Below are 13,770 nucleotides of genomic sequence, written 5' to 3'. Positions count from 1 at the left end.
ATAAAGCTTTTTATGTTACAATTATAAGATTATATCACAAAGTGAGGTTAAGAATGCTTGAAAATGACAATATACTAAATGGTTTAACAAGTAAAGTTAATGAGCTATTAAATAAATATGATGAGATGTGCAAAGAAAACGAAAGGCTTAGAAATGAGCTTGTAAGTGTAAAAGCACAGAATGAAGCAAAATCAAATCAAATAGAAAGATTGGAGTCTGATTTAAAAGATAAAAATATCGAATCAGATGATGTTATCAAAAAGATAGAAGCAGTTCTTGGTAAATGAAAAAAATAGTCATATCGGTAAATTCTCGTGATTATACAATCACATTAGAAGATGAATTTGCTGTGGCTTTTGAAAGAGATATGCAAATTTTTCTTGATGGAAAAAAAACATTTTCGGTTAAAGATCTGCTAACTGCTTTTGTGCAAAAATGTCAAGAAAATTATTTTCAAGATAAAGAGTTAAAAGAGCTTATAAAAAATATAAGCGATGAGTTAAAACATGATGAGGATTATAAATGAAAAAAGGTTTTTCTTTAATAGAGCTTGTGTTTGTTATAGTGATTTTAGGAATTTTAGCTGGCGTTGCTGTGCCAAGACTTACAGCAACTAGAGATGATGCGCAAATAGCAAAACTTAAATCAGATGTAGCAGCTATCCAAAGTGGTTTAGCTTTGGAGCGTAGCACAAGAATGATGAGAGGCGATATGAGTTGGCCTACTAGACTTGATCAAAAATCAGATGGCGTGGATTGCGGTAGCTCATTTTGTGCTGTTACTCAAAATGCTATAAAAGGTGCTTGGAGCACAAGCGATGGTTTAAATTATGAGTTTAAATTTAACAACAGCACAACTTTAAATTTTGTTTATGATAATAATAACGGAACTTTTGATTGTTCTGATGAAAAATGCAAAGGTTATTTAAATTAAATTTCTAAAGACTGAGTTTTGTTTTATTATGAAGTAGCTATTTTGGGTTCAGCCTTAAATCCATTAACATATGAAAGCAAAAACGAGTTTTTAGATGGCGATATAGTAAATATAAATTTACGAAATAAAACCACTATTGGTGTAATAGCAAAGGAGGTTAAAAAACCATCTTTTAAAACTCTGCCAATAAGCTCAAAAAGTCATCTTAAATTTACGCCACTTCAGATAAACTTAGCTAAATTTATATCGTATTATTATTCTAGTTTTATTGGTGTAAGTTATGATTTGTTTGAGCCATATAGCGAATTTAAAAACACAAATTTATATATACAAGAGTCACCAAATTTAAATGAAATTCAAAAAAAAGCTTTTGAATTTATTGATAAACACGATGTTTCACTGCTTTTTGGAGATACTGGAAGTGGCAAGAGTGAAGTGTATATAAGCCACATAGAAAAGGCTTTAAATTCTGGTAAAACGGCACTTTTTTTGATGCCAGAAATTTCTCTTACTCCGCAAATGCAAAAAAGACTTCAGAGCTATTTTGGAGATAGTGTAGGGGTTTGGCACTCAAAAATTAATAAAAATAAAAAAGCCCAAATTTTATCAAAACTTCAAAACGGAGAAATCAAATTAATTGCTGGAGCTAGATCTGCTCTATTTTTGCCATTTAATAATCTTGGATTAGTTATAGTTGATGAAGAGCACGATGATAGCTATAAATCGTCATCAAATCCACATTATAATGCTAGAGATTTAGCGATTTACATATCTAAATTTGGAGTTAAAGTTATATTAGGCTCTGCAACACCTTGTATAACAACTATACAAAAGCAGCCGTATTTTCGTATGAAAGGCACATTTTTTAAGAGCAAAAAAGAGTATATTTTTGATGATAATGAGACATCAATTAGTGAAATTATCGTAGAAAATATCGCAAAATGTTTGGAGCGTAAAAAACAAATTGTTGTGTTTTTGCCAACTAGGGCAAATTTTAAATTTATAACTTGTAAAAGTTGTTTTAGCACGATAAAATGCCCATATTGTTCAGTTTCTATGAGTTATCATAAAAAAGAAAATATGCTTAAATGCCATTATTGCGGCTATGCCACTAAAGTGCCTAAAATTTGTGATAAATGCGGTGGCGATATGCTAGAGGCAAAAAAAATTGGCACAAGTGAAGTTTTAAGCAAACTCAGTGAAATTTTTCCAGAGGCTAAAATTGCTAAATTTGATAGAGATGAGATAACTACTCAAAAAAAATTAGAAAAAATTCTAAAAGATTTTAATGATAAAAAAATTGATATTTTGGTTGGCACACAGATGTTAAGCAAAGGACATGATTATCATAATGTCGAGCTTGCTGTTATTTTAGGGCTTGATGAGTATTTAGAATATAGCGATTTTAGAGCTAGAGAAAAAACCCTTGCTTTAGCAATGCAAGTCGCAGGTAGAGCTGGAAGATTAGAGTATGGAAAAGTTATACTTCAAACAAAAAAAAGAGATTTTTTTGAGAAATTTATAAGTGATTATGACTCTTTTATAAATGAAGAAACTACATTTAGAGATCCTTTATATCCGCCATTTAGCAAACTTATGCGTATAAATATATCATCTAAAAAAGATGAAGAAGCAAATTTTATATGTTTAGAATGTGTGAAAATTTTAGAAAAAATTCTTTTAAAAACAGATGATTTTGAGATAATAGGATACGGTAAATCCCCAATAGAACTTATCGCGTCAAAGTTTAGATACAACATACTTTTAAGAGCAAAATCACATAAACCATTTATAAAGATTTCAAGTTTATTACAAAATAAAAATGTAGATATAGACATTGATCCGATAAATTTTAGTTAAGTTTAATAGCTTTTAAGTAGAAGTTTTGTAGAATGATTTACATTTTTTTTAGGGTTGCTAATGAGAATATTATTTATTTTTTTAATACTTATAACATTTGCTTTTTGTGAAAATGAATCAAATTTAGAAGAACTTACTTGGCCAAATGGCGAAACATTTACCAATTTTTTGGAAAATAATTCTTTACCTCTTAAGCTTTATTATAATTCTTCAAAAGAAGATCAAGAGCTTTTAAGCGAGATTACATCAGGAACAAGTTTTCAAATTTTAAGAGATGATGAAAATATAATTTCGCAAGTTTTGATACCAATAAATGAAGAGCTTCAAATACATATTTATAAAAACAAAGAAAATTTATATGAATTAGAGTTTATACCTATAATTTATAATGAAGAAAGTCATGTTTTAAGCATAAAAATTCAAACATCTCCATATCAAGATATTATAAACGAAACAAATAATAAAATTCTAGCAGATGCTTTTGTAAATGTTTTTAAAAAAAGTGTTGATTTTACAAAATTAAGAAAAGGTGATAGTCTTGTTATAGCTTATACTCAAAAAAGAAGGCTTGGTAGGATTTTTGGCTATCCTGAAATATCTTCAGCTATGATAGAAACAGGCGGTAAAAAATATACACTATTTTTATTTGAGGGAAAATACTATAATGAGAGCGGTAAGACAAATGAAACTTTATTTCTTATAAAACCTGTAAAAAATGCAAGAATATCATCTAGATTTACTAAAAAAAGATTTCATCCGATACTAAAACGATACAGAGCCCATCTTGGCGTTGATTATGCTGCACCAAAAGGAACTCCGATAATGGCAGCTGGTAATGGAAAAGTTAAATTTGTTGGAACAAAAGGTGGATATGGTAAAACGCTAATTATATCTCATGATTATGGCTATGAAACTCTTTATGCACATTTAAATGGTTTTGCTAAAAATATAAAAAGAGGAAAAAATGTCAGACAAGGAGAGATTGTTGCTTATATAGGAAATACTGGAATGTCAACAGGTCCACACCTTCATTTTGGACTTTATGCTGGTAAACAAGCAATAGATCCTGAAAAAGTCGTTAAAATACAAAGAGATTTATTTAAAGGAAAAACAAAAGAGCAGTTCCTTGCTTTGGTTAAAGATAGCAAAAAAATTATAGATGAGTATTTGCAAAATCCTAAAAATCCGCAAAAAGAAGAGGATTTTAGTAACTTTATGGCTCTTTAAGGAGTATTGATGAGTGAAGAACTACAGATTGCTAAAGAGCAGCTCGATTCACATTTTGAAGAAGGGTTAGAAGATGAACTTAGTAGCACCGATATAGCAGAATACCTTAAAACCATAAAGAAAAATGATGATGAACAATATGAAGAGTATTTAGAAAAACTTGACCCAGAGGTGTTGGGTGAAGTTGCTATGGAGATGCCAGATCACATGATAAAAGATGTGATTGAAATACTTCCAAAAGACAAAATAGTAGAAGCGATTGAAGAGCTTGAGAGTGATGATCAAGTAGAACTTTTAAAATATATAAAAGATATAGATGATAAAAAAGCTAGAGAGCTTTTTGATGAGTTAGATGAAGAAGATCAAGCTGACATACTAAAACTTTCTATATATGAAGAAAATGAAGCCGGTGCGTATATGCAAACTGAGCTTTTTAGTGCAAGATCTGATGAGAGTTTAGAAAGTGCCATTCAAAGGCTCAAAAGACTAAAAGAAGAGGGTGAATTAGAAGACATTTATCAGCTTTTTGTAGTTGATGAAGAAAACAAGCTAAAATACTCTATCCCACTTTATGACCTCATAACTTGTAATTTTAAAGATACTATAGGGGATATAGTTAAAAACGCCCCAGAAGATGAGTATAAACCACACTTTGCACTAGATAGCGATAATATAGAAGATGTTGCTACTGATTTTCAAGAGTTTGACCTTAGTGTTTTACCCATTGTAAATAGTAGTGGTGCTTTAGTTGGTAGAATAACAACTGATGATATACATGATTTTATACAAGAGAGTGCTACTGAGCAAATTTATAATCTTGCTGGTCTTGATGATGAAGCAGAAGAAGAGGATGATACTATATATAAGGCTAGCTTATCAAGGGCTTCTTGGCTTTTTTTAAATTTAGTAACAGCACTTTTGGCATCTTTTGTTATAAGTCTTTTTGGTGCCACGATAGAATCTTTTGTCGCACTTGCTATATTAATGCCAATAGTTAGTGGAATGGGTGGTAATACTGGCACTCAAGCACTTACTGTTACAGTTAGAAAACTTGCACTTGGAGAGATAGAATTTAGTGATGCAAAATATGTTTTAAAAAGAGAAATTAGCATAGCTGTAATGAATAGTGTTATTTTTGGCGTTCTTCTTGGCATAGTATCTGCTATATGGTTTAAGACGCCTATGCTTGGAGTTGTTATATGTAGTGCTATGATTATAAATTTATCTTTATCTGGATTTTTTGGGGCAATAATTCCAATGACTCTTAAAAAATTCAAGATAGATCCAGCAGTTGGTTCATCAGTGTTACTTACAACTTTTACCGATATTATAGGATTTCTAAGTTTTTTAGGACTTGCAACATGGATACTGATGTAAAAAATATCAAAATAACTAATTTAAAAAGTAGTAAATTTATAAAGCCTTTTAGTATTGAATTTACCCAAAATGGGATTAATAGAGTTTGGGACTGTATAGAAATACACGATAGTGTTTCTGTATTGCTTTATCATAAAAGTAAAGATGCTTTTTTACTTGTAAAGCAGTTTCGTCCTCCTCTTTGGCATTATCAGATGAAAAATAACATAAAAAGCGATGAAGCCGGTTTTTCTTATGAACTTTGCTCTGGCATAATGGATAAAAATATAGATGAAAAACAAACAGCCATACAAGAAGTCGAAGAAGAAACTGGATTTAGAGTAAAAGATTTACAAAAAATTATAACAACATATGCATCTTTTGGCGTTTCATCAAATAGGCAAAGTTTGTTTTTTGCTTTTATTGACGATGATATGAAAGTATCAAATGGCGGTGGCATTGATGATGAAAGCATAGAGTTGGTTTATATTTCAAGAAATGAAGCTATGAGTTTTGCTTATGATGAAAGTAAAGCAAAAGCAGCTAGTTTAATATTCGCTTTTATGTGGTTTTTTGAAAAAAATATATAGGTTTATTTATTTTTATTTATTTATTTATTTTTTTTTTTTTTGATATAATTCCTCGCATAAAAAAGAGGGGGTTATATGTTTATTAGAAAAAAAGATAATTCACAACAAATTCCACAAGAAAATTTGGAATACAAAAAGCTTCAAACTGAAAATTTACAGCTAAAAGAAGAAATTGTTAAGCTTAAAGAAGAGCTTGAAAAAACTACGATAGATGATAAATTGTCTATTTTTAAAGAAGAAGTATTGCAAGCATTGCTTGTGATGACAAAAGACAATATATCTGTTATACAAAGTGATTTGGCTAAAAATGTCGAATATATTCTTAATGTTAGAAAAAAAGCTGAAGAAACGGGTATTAATGGTGTAGCATTAGAAAATTTTAGCAACACCATAACTGAAACTTTTCAAAATGTCTCTTATACTTCAAATGAAACTTTATCTAGTGCAGAAAGCTTACATAAGGTTGTTAATGATATTTCAAATGTAGTAAATTTAATAAAAGATATTTCAGATCAAACAAATTTACTTGCACTAAATGCTGCTATTGAAGCAGCTAGAGCTGGAGAAGCAGGAAGAGGATTTGCTGTGGTTGCTGATGAAGTTAGAAAATTAGCAGAAAAAACACAGAGTGCTACAAACGAAGTTGAGATTAATATCAAACTTTTAAATCAAAAGTCAGATGAAATTTTTAACGATAGTAAAAAAGTTGCAGATATTACAAATGAATATAGTTCAAAAATGGAGGATTTTAAGTCAAAATTTATGTTTTATGTTTCAAATTCTAGATCACTTATGGATAATGCGATAAAGAGTTTTTTAATTTTAGTAAAATTAGATCACGCATTTTTTAAAATAAATGGTTATGGAAAAATTTTGACAAATGATACTGGGTTAATGGGTGATCATAAAAACTGTAGTCTTGGAAAATGGTATAGCGGCATTGGAAAAGATTTTTATGGCAAACTACCTTCATTTGCAAAAATAGACAATCCTCATAAAGAGGTCCATGATTTGATAAATGAATCATTAGAATTGTATTCTAAGAAAGAAAACTTTGATAAAATTGTTTCAAATTTACACAAGGCAGAAGAGCAAACAAAAGAGCTATTTGGATATTTTAATCAGATGATAGAGCAAAGCAATAATCAATAATTTCATAGCTAAAAAACTTAGCCTATTTTATTAGGCCAAGTTTTTAGTGTAAAAAATGTCTGATTTTTGTAAAATACATAGCTATGTTAGCTTCATTTGCTGCTTGTATAACTTCATCGTCACGGATTGATCCGCCTGGCTGGATAACTGTTTTTACGCCAACTTTTGCTGCTATATCAATGCTATCTCTAAATGGAAAAAACGCTTCGCTTGCTAAAGCACATCCTTGCAAATCAAGTCCCATATCTTTAGCTTTTGCAACAGCTGCACGAGCAGCATCTACTCTACTTGTCATACCCATTCCAATTGCTATCATTGCACTATTTTTTACATAAACAACACAGTTTGATTTCGTAAGGGCAGCTATTTTCCATGCCATTTGCATATCAACAAATTCATCTTTGCTAGCTTTTCTGTTTGTAACACATTTAGCATTTTGGACTTCATCATCTTTTACAAAATCGCGTTCTTGATATACAAATCCTCCATCTATATGTTTAAAATCAAACTTTTCATCGTTTCTTTCTAAAAATTTATTTTCTTGAGTAAAAATTTTAGTTCTTTTTTTATCGCTAAAAATTTCTAAGGCTTCATCTGTTACATTTGCTGCTATTATAACTTCCATAAAAGTGCCTTTTTCGTGAAGTTTTTGGGCTAACTCTTTATTTAGTGTGCCATTTATCGCTATTACTCCACCATAAGCTGAGATAGGATCGCATTTTAGCGCCTCTATGTAACTTTGAAGTAAATTTTCTTTTATGGCAAAACCGCAAGGATTTGCATGTTTGCATATAGCAACGGCAGGTGCATCTCCAAAGCTAGTTGCAAGCATTAAAGCCCCGTGAATATCGGTAAGATTGTTAAAGCTAGCTTCACCTTTTAGGGCTTTAAAATTTTGACTAAAATGGTTTTCAAACTCATATAAGGCTCCTTTTTGATGAGGATTTTCTCCATATCTTGTATCAAATACTTTACTTCCTACGATGAATTTTTTAGCTCCAAAATCTGAGTTAAATCTTTTATTCATATAATTTGCTATCATGGAATCATAAGCTGCTGTGTGTTCATAAGCTTTTATCATTAGATCCCTTCTAAAATCATAATCTATACTATCTGTTTTTAATCTTTTTAAAATCTCATCATAATCAAGTATATCTGTAACTATCAAAACATCTTTGAAATTTTTAGCAGCACTTCTAACCATAGTTGGACCGCCGATATCTATGTTTTCTATAATTTCTTCAAAATCATCAGTCCTAGCTATGGTTGCTTTAAATGGATATAAATTTACACATACTAAATCTATGCCAAGAACCCCAAATTCTTGTGCTTGTTTTACATGGTCTTGATTATCTCTTTTGTATAAAATTCCACCATGAATTTTTGGATGAAGAGTCTTAACTCTACCCTCAAACATTTCTGGACTTTTTGTAAAATCACTAACTTCTAAGGCTTTTATACCATTTTCTTTTAAAAGCTTATATGTGCCACCAGTGCTTAAAATTTCATAACCTAGGTTTTGCAGTTCTTTTGCAAACTCAACTATGCCATCTTTGTCGCTAACGCTAAGCAATGCTCTCATTTTTACTCCTTTATTAAATTTAAATCTTTTATTTTTTAATCATCTTAAATATTTTTATTTTCATAGTTTTCAAATCTTTTCTATATAAATATAAATTTAATGATTGCTTCATCTAAATTTTTATCTCTTATAAATATAATATTTGCAGTTATTAAATTCTTTATCATTATTATAATGTGTATACCCGTCTGTGATTATAATTATAAAATTTTTAAATCCCACTTTCAAATTTTATACTTTCTTGCTCAAATTGTTTGATAATGGTTTCATAATCAGCAAATTTAATATTGTTTTTTATATTTTTATAAATAGATGCACCTAAAACATCATTAAATTGACAACGACGCTCTTTTTTGGCAACTATAAAAAAATTTGCTCTAAAATCTTGTAACTCGTAAAATTTATTGATTGAATTTTTAAAGTTGGTACTATGTTCTATTTCATAAAAAGAGTGTGGCATATCTCTTTCATTGAACCAAATCACATCTATTGTTTTTGCAAATTTTAAAATTTTCGGATATGTAAACTCGTAAATTTTAGTTAAATTTGCTATATCGCAAAGTTTATCATTAAGAAAATATTTGTTTTTATCTTGTGATGGAATGTATGTTTTAAATTTTCTAATATTGCCTATTTTAGCAACTATTCCTTGATAATAAGAATGCGTAAATTCATTTTCTGTTATTATTTTTTCATCTTTTATATCATAGTTTTTTAAAATTTCTCTTTTTTTTGAACTAAGCCCCCAAAGTCCAGGCTGAATTTTAAAAAACTCGCTGTTTGTTTGAATAATTCTCCTAATACTTGCAAAAGGTGTTTTTGTTTTCCAAAAACTAGTATCAGTTAGATGATAAAGTTGAAAAAGAGTTGCAACTCCATTTAGTTTTTTTAAAGCTTCTAAAACACACTCTTTTTGTGTTATTTTTTTGCTCAAATTTATCTCCTTAAGTTATTAGCGAAATATAGAAAAATCAAAAGTATTTATTAAAATTTGAATACATTTTTCAAATTTTTGTTCATTAATCGTTCTCATATATTTTTCCTTAAAATATATAGATTTTCTTTTACATAAATATCTCTGCTGTTTAAATTTCTGCTACCGCGAAAAGTATTGTATTCTTGCTCTAAAATTTTTACTTTGCCAAATTTTTTAAGAGTACCTATGAATTCATCTTTTGAGATAATTCCTTCATTATTATAAGAAACTAAAATAAATTTTGCTTTTAGATGTTCTATAAGATCACAAAATACCTCTTTTGCTACTGCTTTTTTGTTGTAATCACTTCTATTCCAGTTTTTTGGTATTCCCGAAATTTCAGAAATTTCTTGTGGCCTTTGATAAGACGCTATTAAATTTAGCATAAAATAATTTGAGCCATATGGATGTTGATTGTAAGGCGGATCTATGTAGCAAATATCAAAACTATCAAGCTCTTTTGCTAAAGTATTTGCATCTTTTTGATAAACATTAAAATCACAACTAAAATTTGAAAAAATTGGCTTTATAAGCTCCATTTTATGGCAAATTCGCTTAAGCGCATTTTGCCCACTTCCTCCAAATTTACCGATACCATTTTTATCTTTATAAAAACCCTTAAAAACGCCGCTTGTATTTGTGTGATTGCTTGCAAGATATAAAAGCGGTGCTAAGAAAAATTTCTGTATATCATTAGGAATTTTTGATATCTCTCTCCTTGCAGTATCTATGAAATTTGCATTATATTTTGTGTAAAAAACTCTTTCGCTTTTTTTTATAAAATCATCGTTTTTTGGTGCATAAAGCTCACTTATAAATCCTGGTTGTAAATTTTCTTTTATATTTTTGTTTAGTATTTTAAAATTTATGTCTATATCTTTTTGTAATTCTAAATTTACATTTGTTAAATAACACTCATTTATGATTTTTGAGTAAAGTTCTAAATCATTTGCAACCAAAAAATTAGAGTGTGCTTTTAAAAACCTAGCAACTATCCCACTTCCGCTAAATATATCAACGCAACTTAGTTTTTTTTTGTTAAGCTCGTTTTTTGCTATATTTATGCCACTTTCTATAAAATTTAAAAGCGATCTTTTATTTCCAAGATATGTTATGATTTGATCTGTTAAAAAGCTATTGTTTTCTATAATTTTTTTCATTGCCTATGTATCTTTTTTAAGCTTTCATAAGCTTCGTTTATCTCTTGTAGTTTTTTTGTGCCATTTTGTACGGTTTCATCATTTTCACCTTTACCCATTAATATATCTGGGTGGTATTTTTTAACAAGTTCTCTATATGCTTTTTTGATATCGTTAAAATCAGCGTTTTTATCCACTCCTAAAATTTCATAAGGAGATTTTTTGGAGTCTTCTTTTGGTTTTGCGTTTGTAAAACTTCTATCAAAACTGCTAATTATCTGTTTTAATATGTCATGATTTATGCTAAAACCATCTGCTATTTTTGTAATTATTTCTATCTCATCATCAGTTATTTCGCCATCAACATAAACTATATTTAGTAGTGAATATATCTTTTGCATACATTCAACTTCGCTAAGATTAAATTTGATTTTATATTCTAATGCTAGTTTGAATGTATTGTTAAGATCCATTTTTTGAGTATTGAAAACTCTTTTTAAATTCTCTCTTGTTGTATTTGAACCATTTAGTGCATTTGTGATATCTGTGAGAATCTGGCTTACTAAATTTGCTTCTTTCACACTCACTTTGCCATCGCTTTTTGTTATTTTAGCTAAAAGTGATACAATATAAACAGCTTCTTCGTAACCAAATTTTCTTTTATTTTGCTGGTAAGTAAAGTTTTTTGTTCCACCAGAAATCAACCAAAATACAAAAAATACAGCACCTATAAAAAGAAGTAAATTCACTCTTAATCCTCTTTTGTTACTATTTTTGCAAACTCGTTAAAATAAATTTCTTGCATATCTTTTAAATTTTTATTTATATCATTTAGTATAAATTTATCCTTACAAGTTGTTCCTATTTTTGTTATTTTTATGTCAAATTTTTTTGCTAAATTGATAAATTTATCATCATTTTTTGCACAAACTATCGCTCTTGAAAAACTTTCATCAAAGATAAATTTATCGTCATTAAATTCTATTTTAGCATCAATTCCTATATTTGAAACACAACTCATTTTGGCTAAACTCATCGCAATTCCGCCTATACCAACAGAGTTTGCACACTCAAGAAGTTCAAGTTCATTTGCTTTTATAACAAGATTCCATAAAGCTTTTTCTTGATTATAATCTAGTTCGCAAAGTTCGCCATTTACTTCATTATAAAGTGTTTTCATATATAGAGAACCAGCGAAATTACCTTTTGTTTCGCCTAGTAAATACACACTTTTTTCTATGTTTTGAAAAACAGATGGAAGTAGTTTGTTTGCATTTTTATTTACCCCAACTGTTACTATGGCTGGAGTTGGTTGTATGCTAATGCCATCTGTTTCGTTATACAAACTAACATTTCCGCTTACAACGGGTGTATTTAGCTCTTTGCAAGCTTCTTTTATACCATCACAACCTTGTGCAAACTGCCACATAACTTCTTCATTTAACGGATTTCCATAATTTAGACAATCTGTTATCGCAAGAGGCATTGCACCACTCATCGCTACTTTTCTACCAGCTGTTGCAACTGCTACGGCTGCTCCTATTTTTGGATTGATATAGTTATATCTTGTGTTGCACTCCATTGCCATAGATATACTAGCTCCATTTTCTTTAACTCTAAGTGCCGCTGCTCCTAAAAATCCTGGTTTTTTTATGCAGTTTGTGCCGACATTTGCATCGTATTGATCATAAATAAAAGATTTGTTTAAGATATGTGGATCTTTTAAAAGCATATCAAAAGCTGTATTATTGTCTATATTTTTTAAATTTGAAAAATCTATTTTTTTGATATTTTGTAGATACTGCGGTTTTTTTGTTGGACGATCAAGAATCGGAGCAGCTTCACTTAATGGATTTATAGGTATAATTCCTGCTAACTCTCCTTTCCAAAAAAGTTCCATATTTCCGCTGTTTGTAACCTCTCCTATAACCTCAGCATCTAAGTCCCATTTGGCAAATATAGCTTTTATTTTATCTTCATAACCTTTTTTAGCACAAATTAGCATTCTTTCTTGCGATTCGCTAAGCATTAATTCATAAGGTGTCATGCCAGTTTCACGCATTGGAACTTTATCAAGGTATAGTTTCATGCCGCTTCCGCTTCTTCCTGCCATTTCAAAGCTAGAACTTGTAAGACCAGCTGCACCCATATCTTGGATTCCTATGATATAATCAGTTTTGAAAAGTTCTAAGCAAGCTTCCATCAAAAGTTTTTCCGCAAAAGGATCTCCAACTTGAACTGTTGGACGAAGAGATTTGTTTGTTTCGTTAAAGCTATCGCTAGCCATAACTGCCCCACCAAGACCATCTCGACCAGTTTTTGAGCCAACATAAATTACGGGATTTCCGATACCTTCTGCTTTTCCATAAAAAATTTCATCACTTTTGCAAATTCCAAGAGCAAACGCATTTACAAGTATATTTCCATTAAAACTCTCATCAAAACTAACTTCACCGCCAATAGTAGGAATTCCCATGCAATTCCCATAATGAGCTATCCCGCTTACTACACCTTTAACTAAATATCTTTGGTGTTTGCTAGTATTATCTTGGGATGAGATATTTCCAAAGCGTAAAGAGTTCATATTTGCTTCAACTCTTGCACCCATTGTAAAAATATCTCTTAAAATACCACCAACTCCTGTTGCAGCACCTTGAAATGGATCAATAAAACTAGGATGATTATGACTTTCCATTTTAAAAATTGCAGCCATACCATTGCCTATGTCTATAACACCTGCATTTTCACCCGGTCCTTGAATAACCCAAGGAGCTTTAGTTGGAAAACCATTTAGATATTTTTTACTAGATTTATAAGAGCAATGCTCGCTCCACATTGCTGAAAATATGCCAAGTTCAAGTAAATTTGGCTCACGACCTAATATTTCTAAAATTTTTTTATACTCATCATCACTAATTTTGTGTGCTTTAATGGTATTTTGATCCATGGAATTCC

The 13,770-nt window shown here is 29.9% G+C and carries 13 protein-coding genes and 1 pseudogene; 9 read left to right on the top strand and 5 right to left on the bottom strand.

Annotated elements, in window-relative coordinates:
- The first annotated feature begins 53 nt into the window (after positions 1–53).
- The 9 genes and pseudogenes from CSPB_RS06435 to CSPB_RS09140 all read left to right on the top strand — a co-directional run bounded on the left by CSPB_RS06435 (position 54) and on the right by CSPB_RS09140 (position 7,118).
- Entirely contained in the window at positions 54–287 is a 234-nt protein-coding gene (locus CSPB_RS06435) for a coiled-coil domain-containing protein (RefSeq protein WP_033916109.1), read from the top strand.
- The gene (locus CSPB_RS06430; protein ID WP_089193601.1) at positions 284–526 is read left to right on the top strand and encodes a hypothetical protein; all 243 of its coding nucleotides are present in this window, start codon (positions 284–286) and stop codon (positions 524–526) included. Before CSPB_RS06435 ends, CSPB_RS06430 begins: the two co-directional genes overlap by 4 nt.
- Complete coding sequence (locus tag CSPB_RS08955; protein ID WP_089193600.1) at positions 523–933, top strand: type II secretion system protein; 411 nt, start codon at positions 523–525, stop codon at positions 931–933. Before CSPB_RS06430 ends, CSPB_RS08955 begins: the two co-directional genes overlap by 4 nt.
- 18 nt (positions 934–951) lie before the next feature.
- Positions 952–2,793, top strand: coding sequence for a primosomal protein N' (locus tag CSPB_RS06420; protein WP_089193599.1), 1,842 nt, complete (start codon positions 952–954; stop codon positions 2,791–2,793).
- A gap of 60 nt (positions 2,794–2,853) precedes the next feature.
- On the top strand, positions 2,854–4,020 hold the full coding sequence (locus CSPB_RS06415) for a peptidoglycan DD-metalloendopeptidase family protein (RefSeq protein ID WP_193625232.1): 1,167 nt from the start codon (positions 2,854–2,856) through the stop codon (positions 4,018–4,020).
- Positions 4,021–4,029: 9 nt separating this feature from the next.
- Positions 4,030–5,397 (top strand): magnesium transporter, encoded by a 1,368-nt coding sequence (mgtE, locus tag CSPB_RS06410; protein WP_089193597.1) that lies wholly within the window; start codon positions 4,030–4,032, stop codon positions 5,395–5,397.
- The gene (locus CSPB_RS06405; RefSeq protein WP_089193596.1) at positions 5,382–5,966 is read left to right on the top strand and encodes an NUDIX domain-containing protein; all 585 of its coding nucleotides are present in this window, start codon (positions 5,382–5,384) and stop codon (positions 5,964–5,966) included. Before mgtE ends, CSPB_RS06405 begins: the two co-directional genes overlap by 16 nt.
- A gap of 75 nt (positions 5,967–6,041) precedes the next feature.
- Positions 6,042–6,650 (top strand): annotated as a pseudogene (locus tag CSPB_RS09145) (methyl-accepting chemotaxis protein); the annotation flags it as partial.
- A 54-nt stretch (positions 6,651–6,704) separates the two neighbouring features.
- The gene (locus tag CSPB_RS09140; RefSeq protein ID WP_404813367.1) at positions 6,705–7,118 is read left to right on the top strand and encodes a CZB domain-containing protein; all 414 of its coding nucleotides are present in this window, start codon (positions 6,705–6,707) and stop codon (positions 7,116–7,118) included.
- 43 nt (positions 7,119–7,161) lie between these two features.
- On the opposite strand, the gene purH is transcribed toward CSPB_RS09140, so the two are convergent.
- The 5 genes from purH to purL all read right to left on the bottom strand — a co-directional run bounded on the left by purH (position 7,162) and on the right by purL (position 13,762).
- A complete protein-coding gene (gene purH, locus CSPB_RS06395; RefSeq protein ID WP_089193594.1) occupies positions 7,162–8,700 on the bottom strand; it encodes a bifunctional phosphoribosylaminoimidazolecarboxamide formyltransferase/IMP cyclohydrolase in 1,539 nt (512 codons plus the stop codon).
- A 211-nt stretch (positions 8,701–8,911) separates the two neighbouring features.
- The gene (locus CSPB_RS06390; RefSeq protein WP_227484121.1) at positions 8,912–9,634 is read right to left on the bottom strand and encodes a type II restriction enzyme NmeDI-related protein; all 723 of its coding nucleotides are present in this window, start codon (positions 9,632–9,634) and stop codon (positions 8,912–8,914) included.
- A gap of 95 nt (positions 9,635–9,729) precedes the next feature.
- Positions 9,730–10,827, bottom strand: a complete 1,098-nt coding sequence (locus CSPB_RS06385; protein WP_418219547.1) for a DNA adenine methylase — start codon at positions 10,825–10,827, stop codon at positions 9,730–9,732.
- Positions 10,828–10,832: 5 nt separating this feature from the next.
- Complete coding sequence (locus tag CSPB_RS06380; protein WP_089193592.1) at positions 10,833–11,564, bottom strand: J domain-containing protein; 732 nt, start codon at positions 11,562–11,564, stop codon at positions 10,833–10,835.
- Between the two features lie 2 nt (positions 11,565–11,566).
- On the bottom strand, positions 11,567–13,762 hold the full coding sequence (gene purL / locus CSPB_RS06375) for a phosphoribosylformylglycinamidine synthase subunit PurL (protein ID WP_089193591.1): 2,196 nt from the start codon (positions 13,760–13,762) through the stop codon (positions 11,567–11,569).
- Positions 13,763–13,770 lie beyond the last annotated feature (8 nt).

It is taken from the genome of Campylobacter sputorum (assembly GCF_002220775.1).
Classification (GTDB): Bacteria; Campylobacterota; Campylobacteria; order Campylobacterales; family Campylobacteraceae; genus Campylobacter_F; species Campylobacter_F bovis.
Note: the sequence above shows the minus strand (reverse complement) of the source record. Positions and strands in the feature narration are given on the sequence as shown.

Bases quoted from the DNA above. Each gene is read 5' to 3' on its own strand.
- CSPB_RS06405 (WP_089193596.1), top strand. From the start codon at position 5,382: ATGGATACTGATGTAAAAAATATCAAAATAACTAATTTAAAAAGTAGT.
- CSPB_RS06415 (WP_193625232.1), top strand. From the start codon at position 2,854: ATGAGAATATTATTTATTTTTTTAATACTTATAACATTTGCTTTTTGT.
- mgtE (WP_089193597.1), top strand. From the start codon at position 4,030: ATGAGTGAAGAACTACAGATTGCTAAAGAGCAGCTCGATTCACATTTT.
- CSPB_RS06430 (WP_089193601.1), top strand. From the start codon at position 284: ATGAAAAAAATAGTCATATCGGTAAATTCTCGTGATTATACAATCACA.
- purH (WP_089193594.1), bottom strand. From the start codon at position 8,700: ATGAGAGCATTGCTTAGCGTTAGCGACAAAGATGGCATAGTTGAGTTT.
- purL (WP_089193591.1), bottom strand. From the start codon at position 13,762: ATGGATCAAAATACCATTAAAGCACACAAAATTAGTGATGATGAGTAT.
- CSPB_RS06435 (WP_033916109.1), top strand. From the start codon at position 54: ATGCTTGAAAATGACAATATACTAAATGGTTTAACAAGTAAAGTTAAT.
- CSPB_RS09140 (WP_404813367.1), top strand. From the start codon at position 6,705: ATGGAGGATTTTAAGTCAAAATTTATGTTTTATGTTTCAAATTCTAGA.
- CSPB_RS08955 (WP_089193600.1), top strand. From the start codon at position 523: ATGAAAAAAGGTTTTTCTTTAATAGAGCTTGTGTTTGTTATAGTGATT.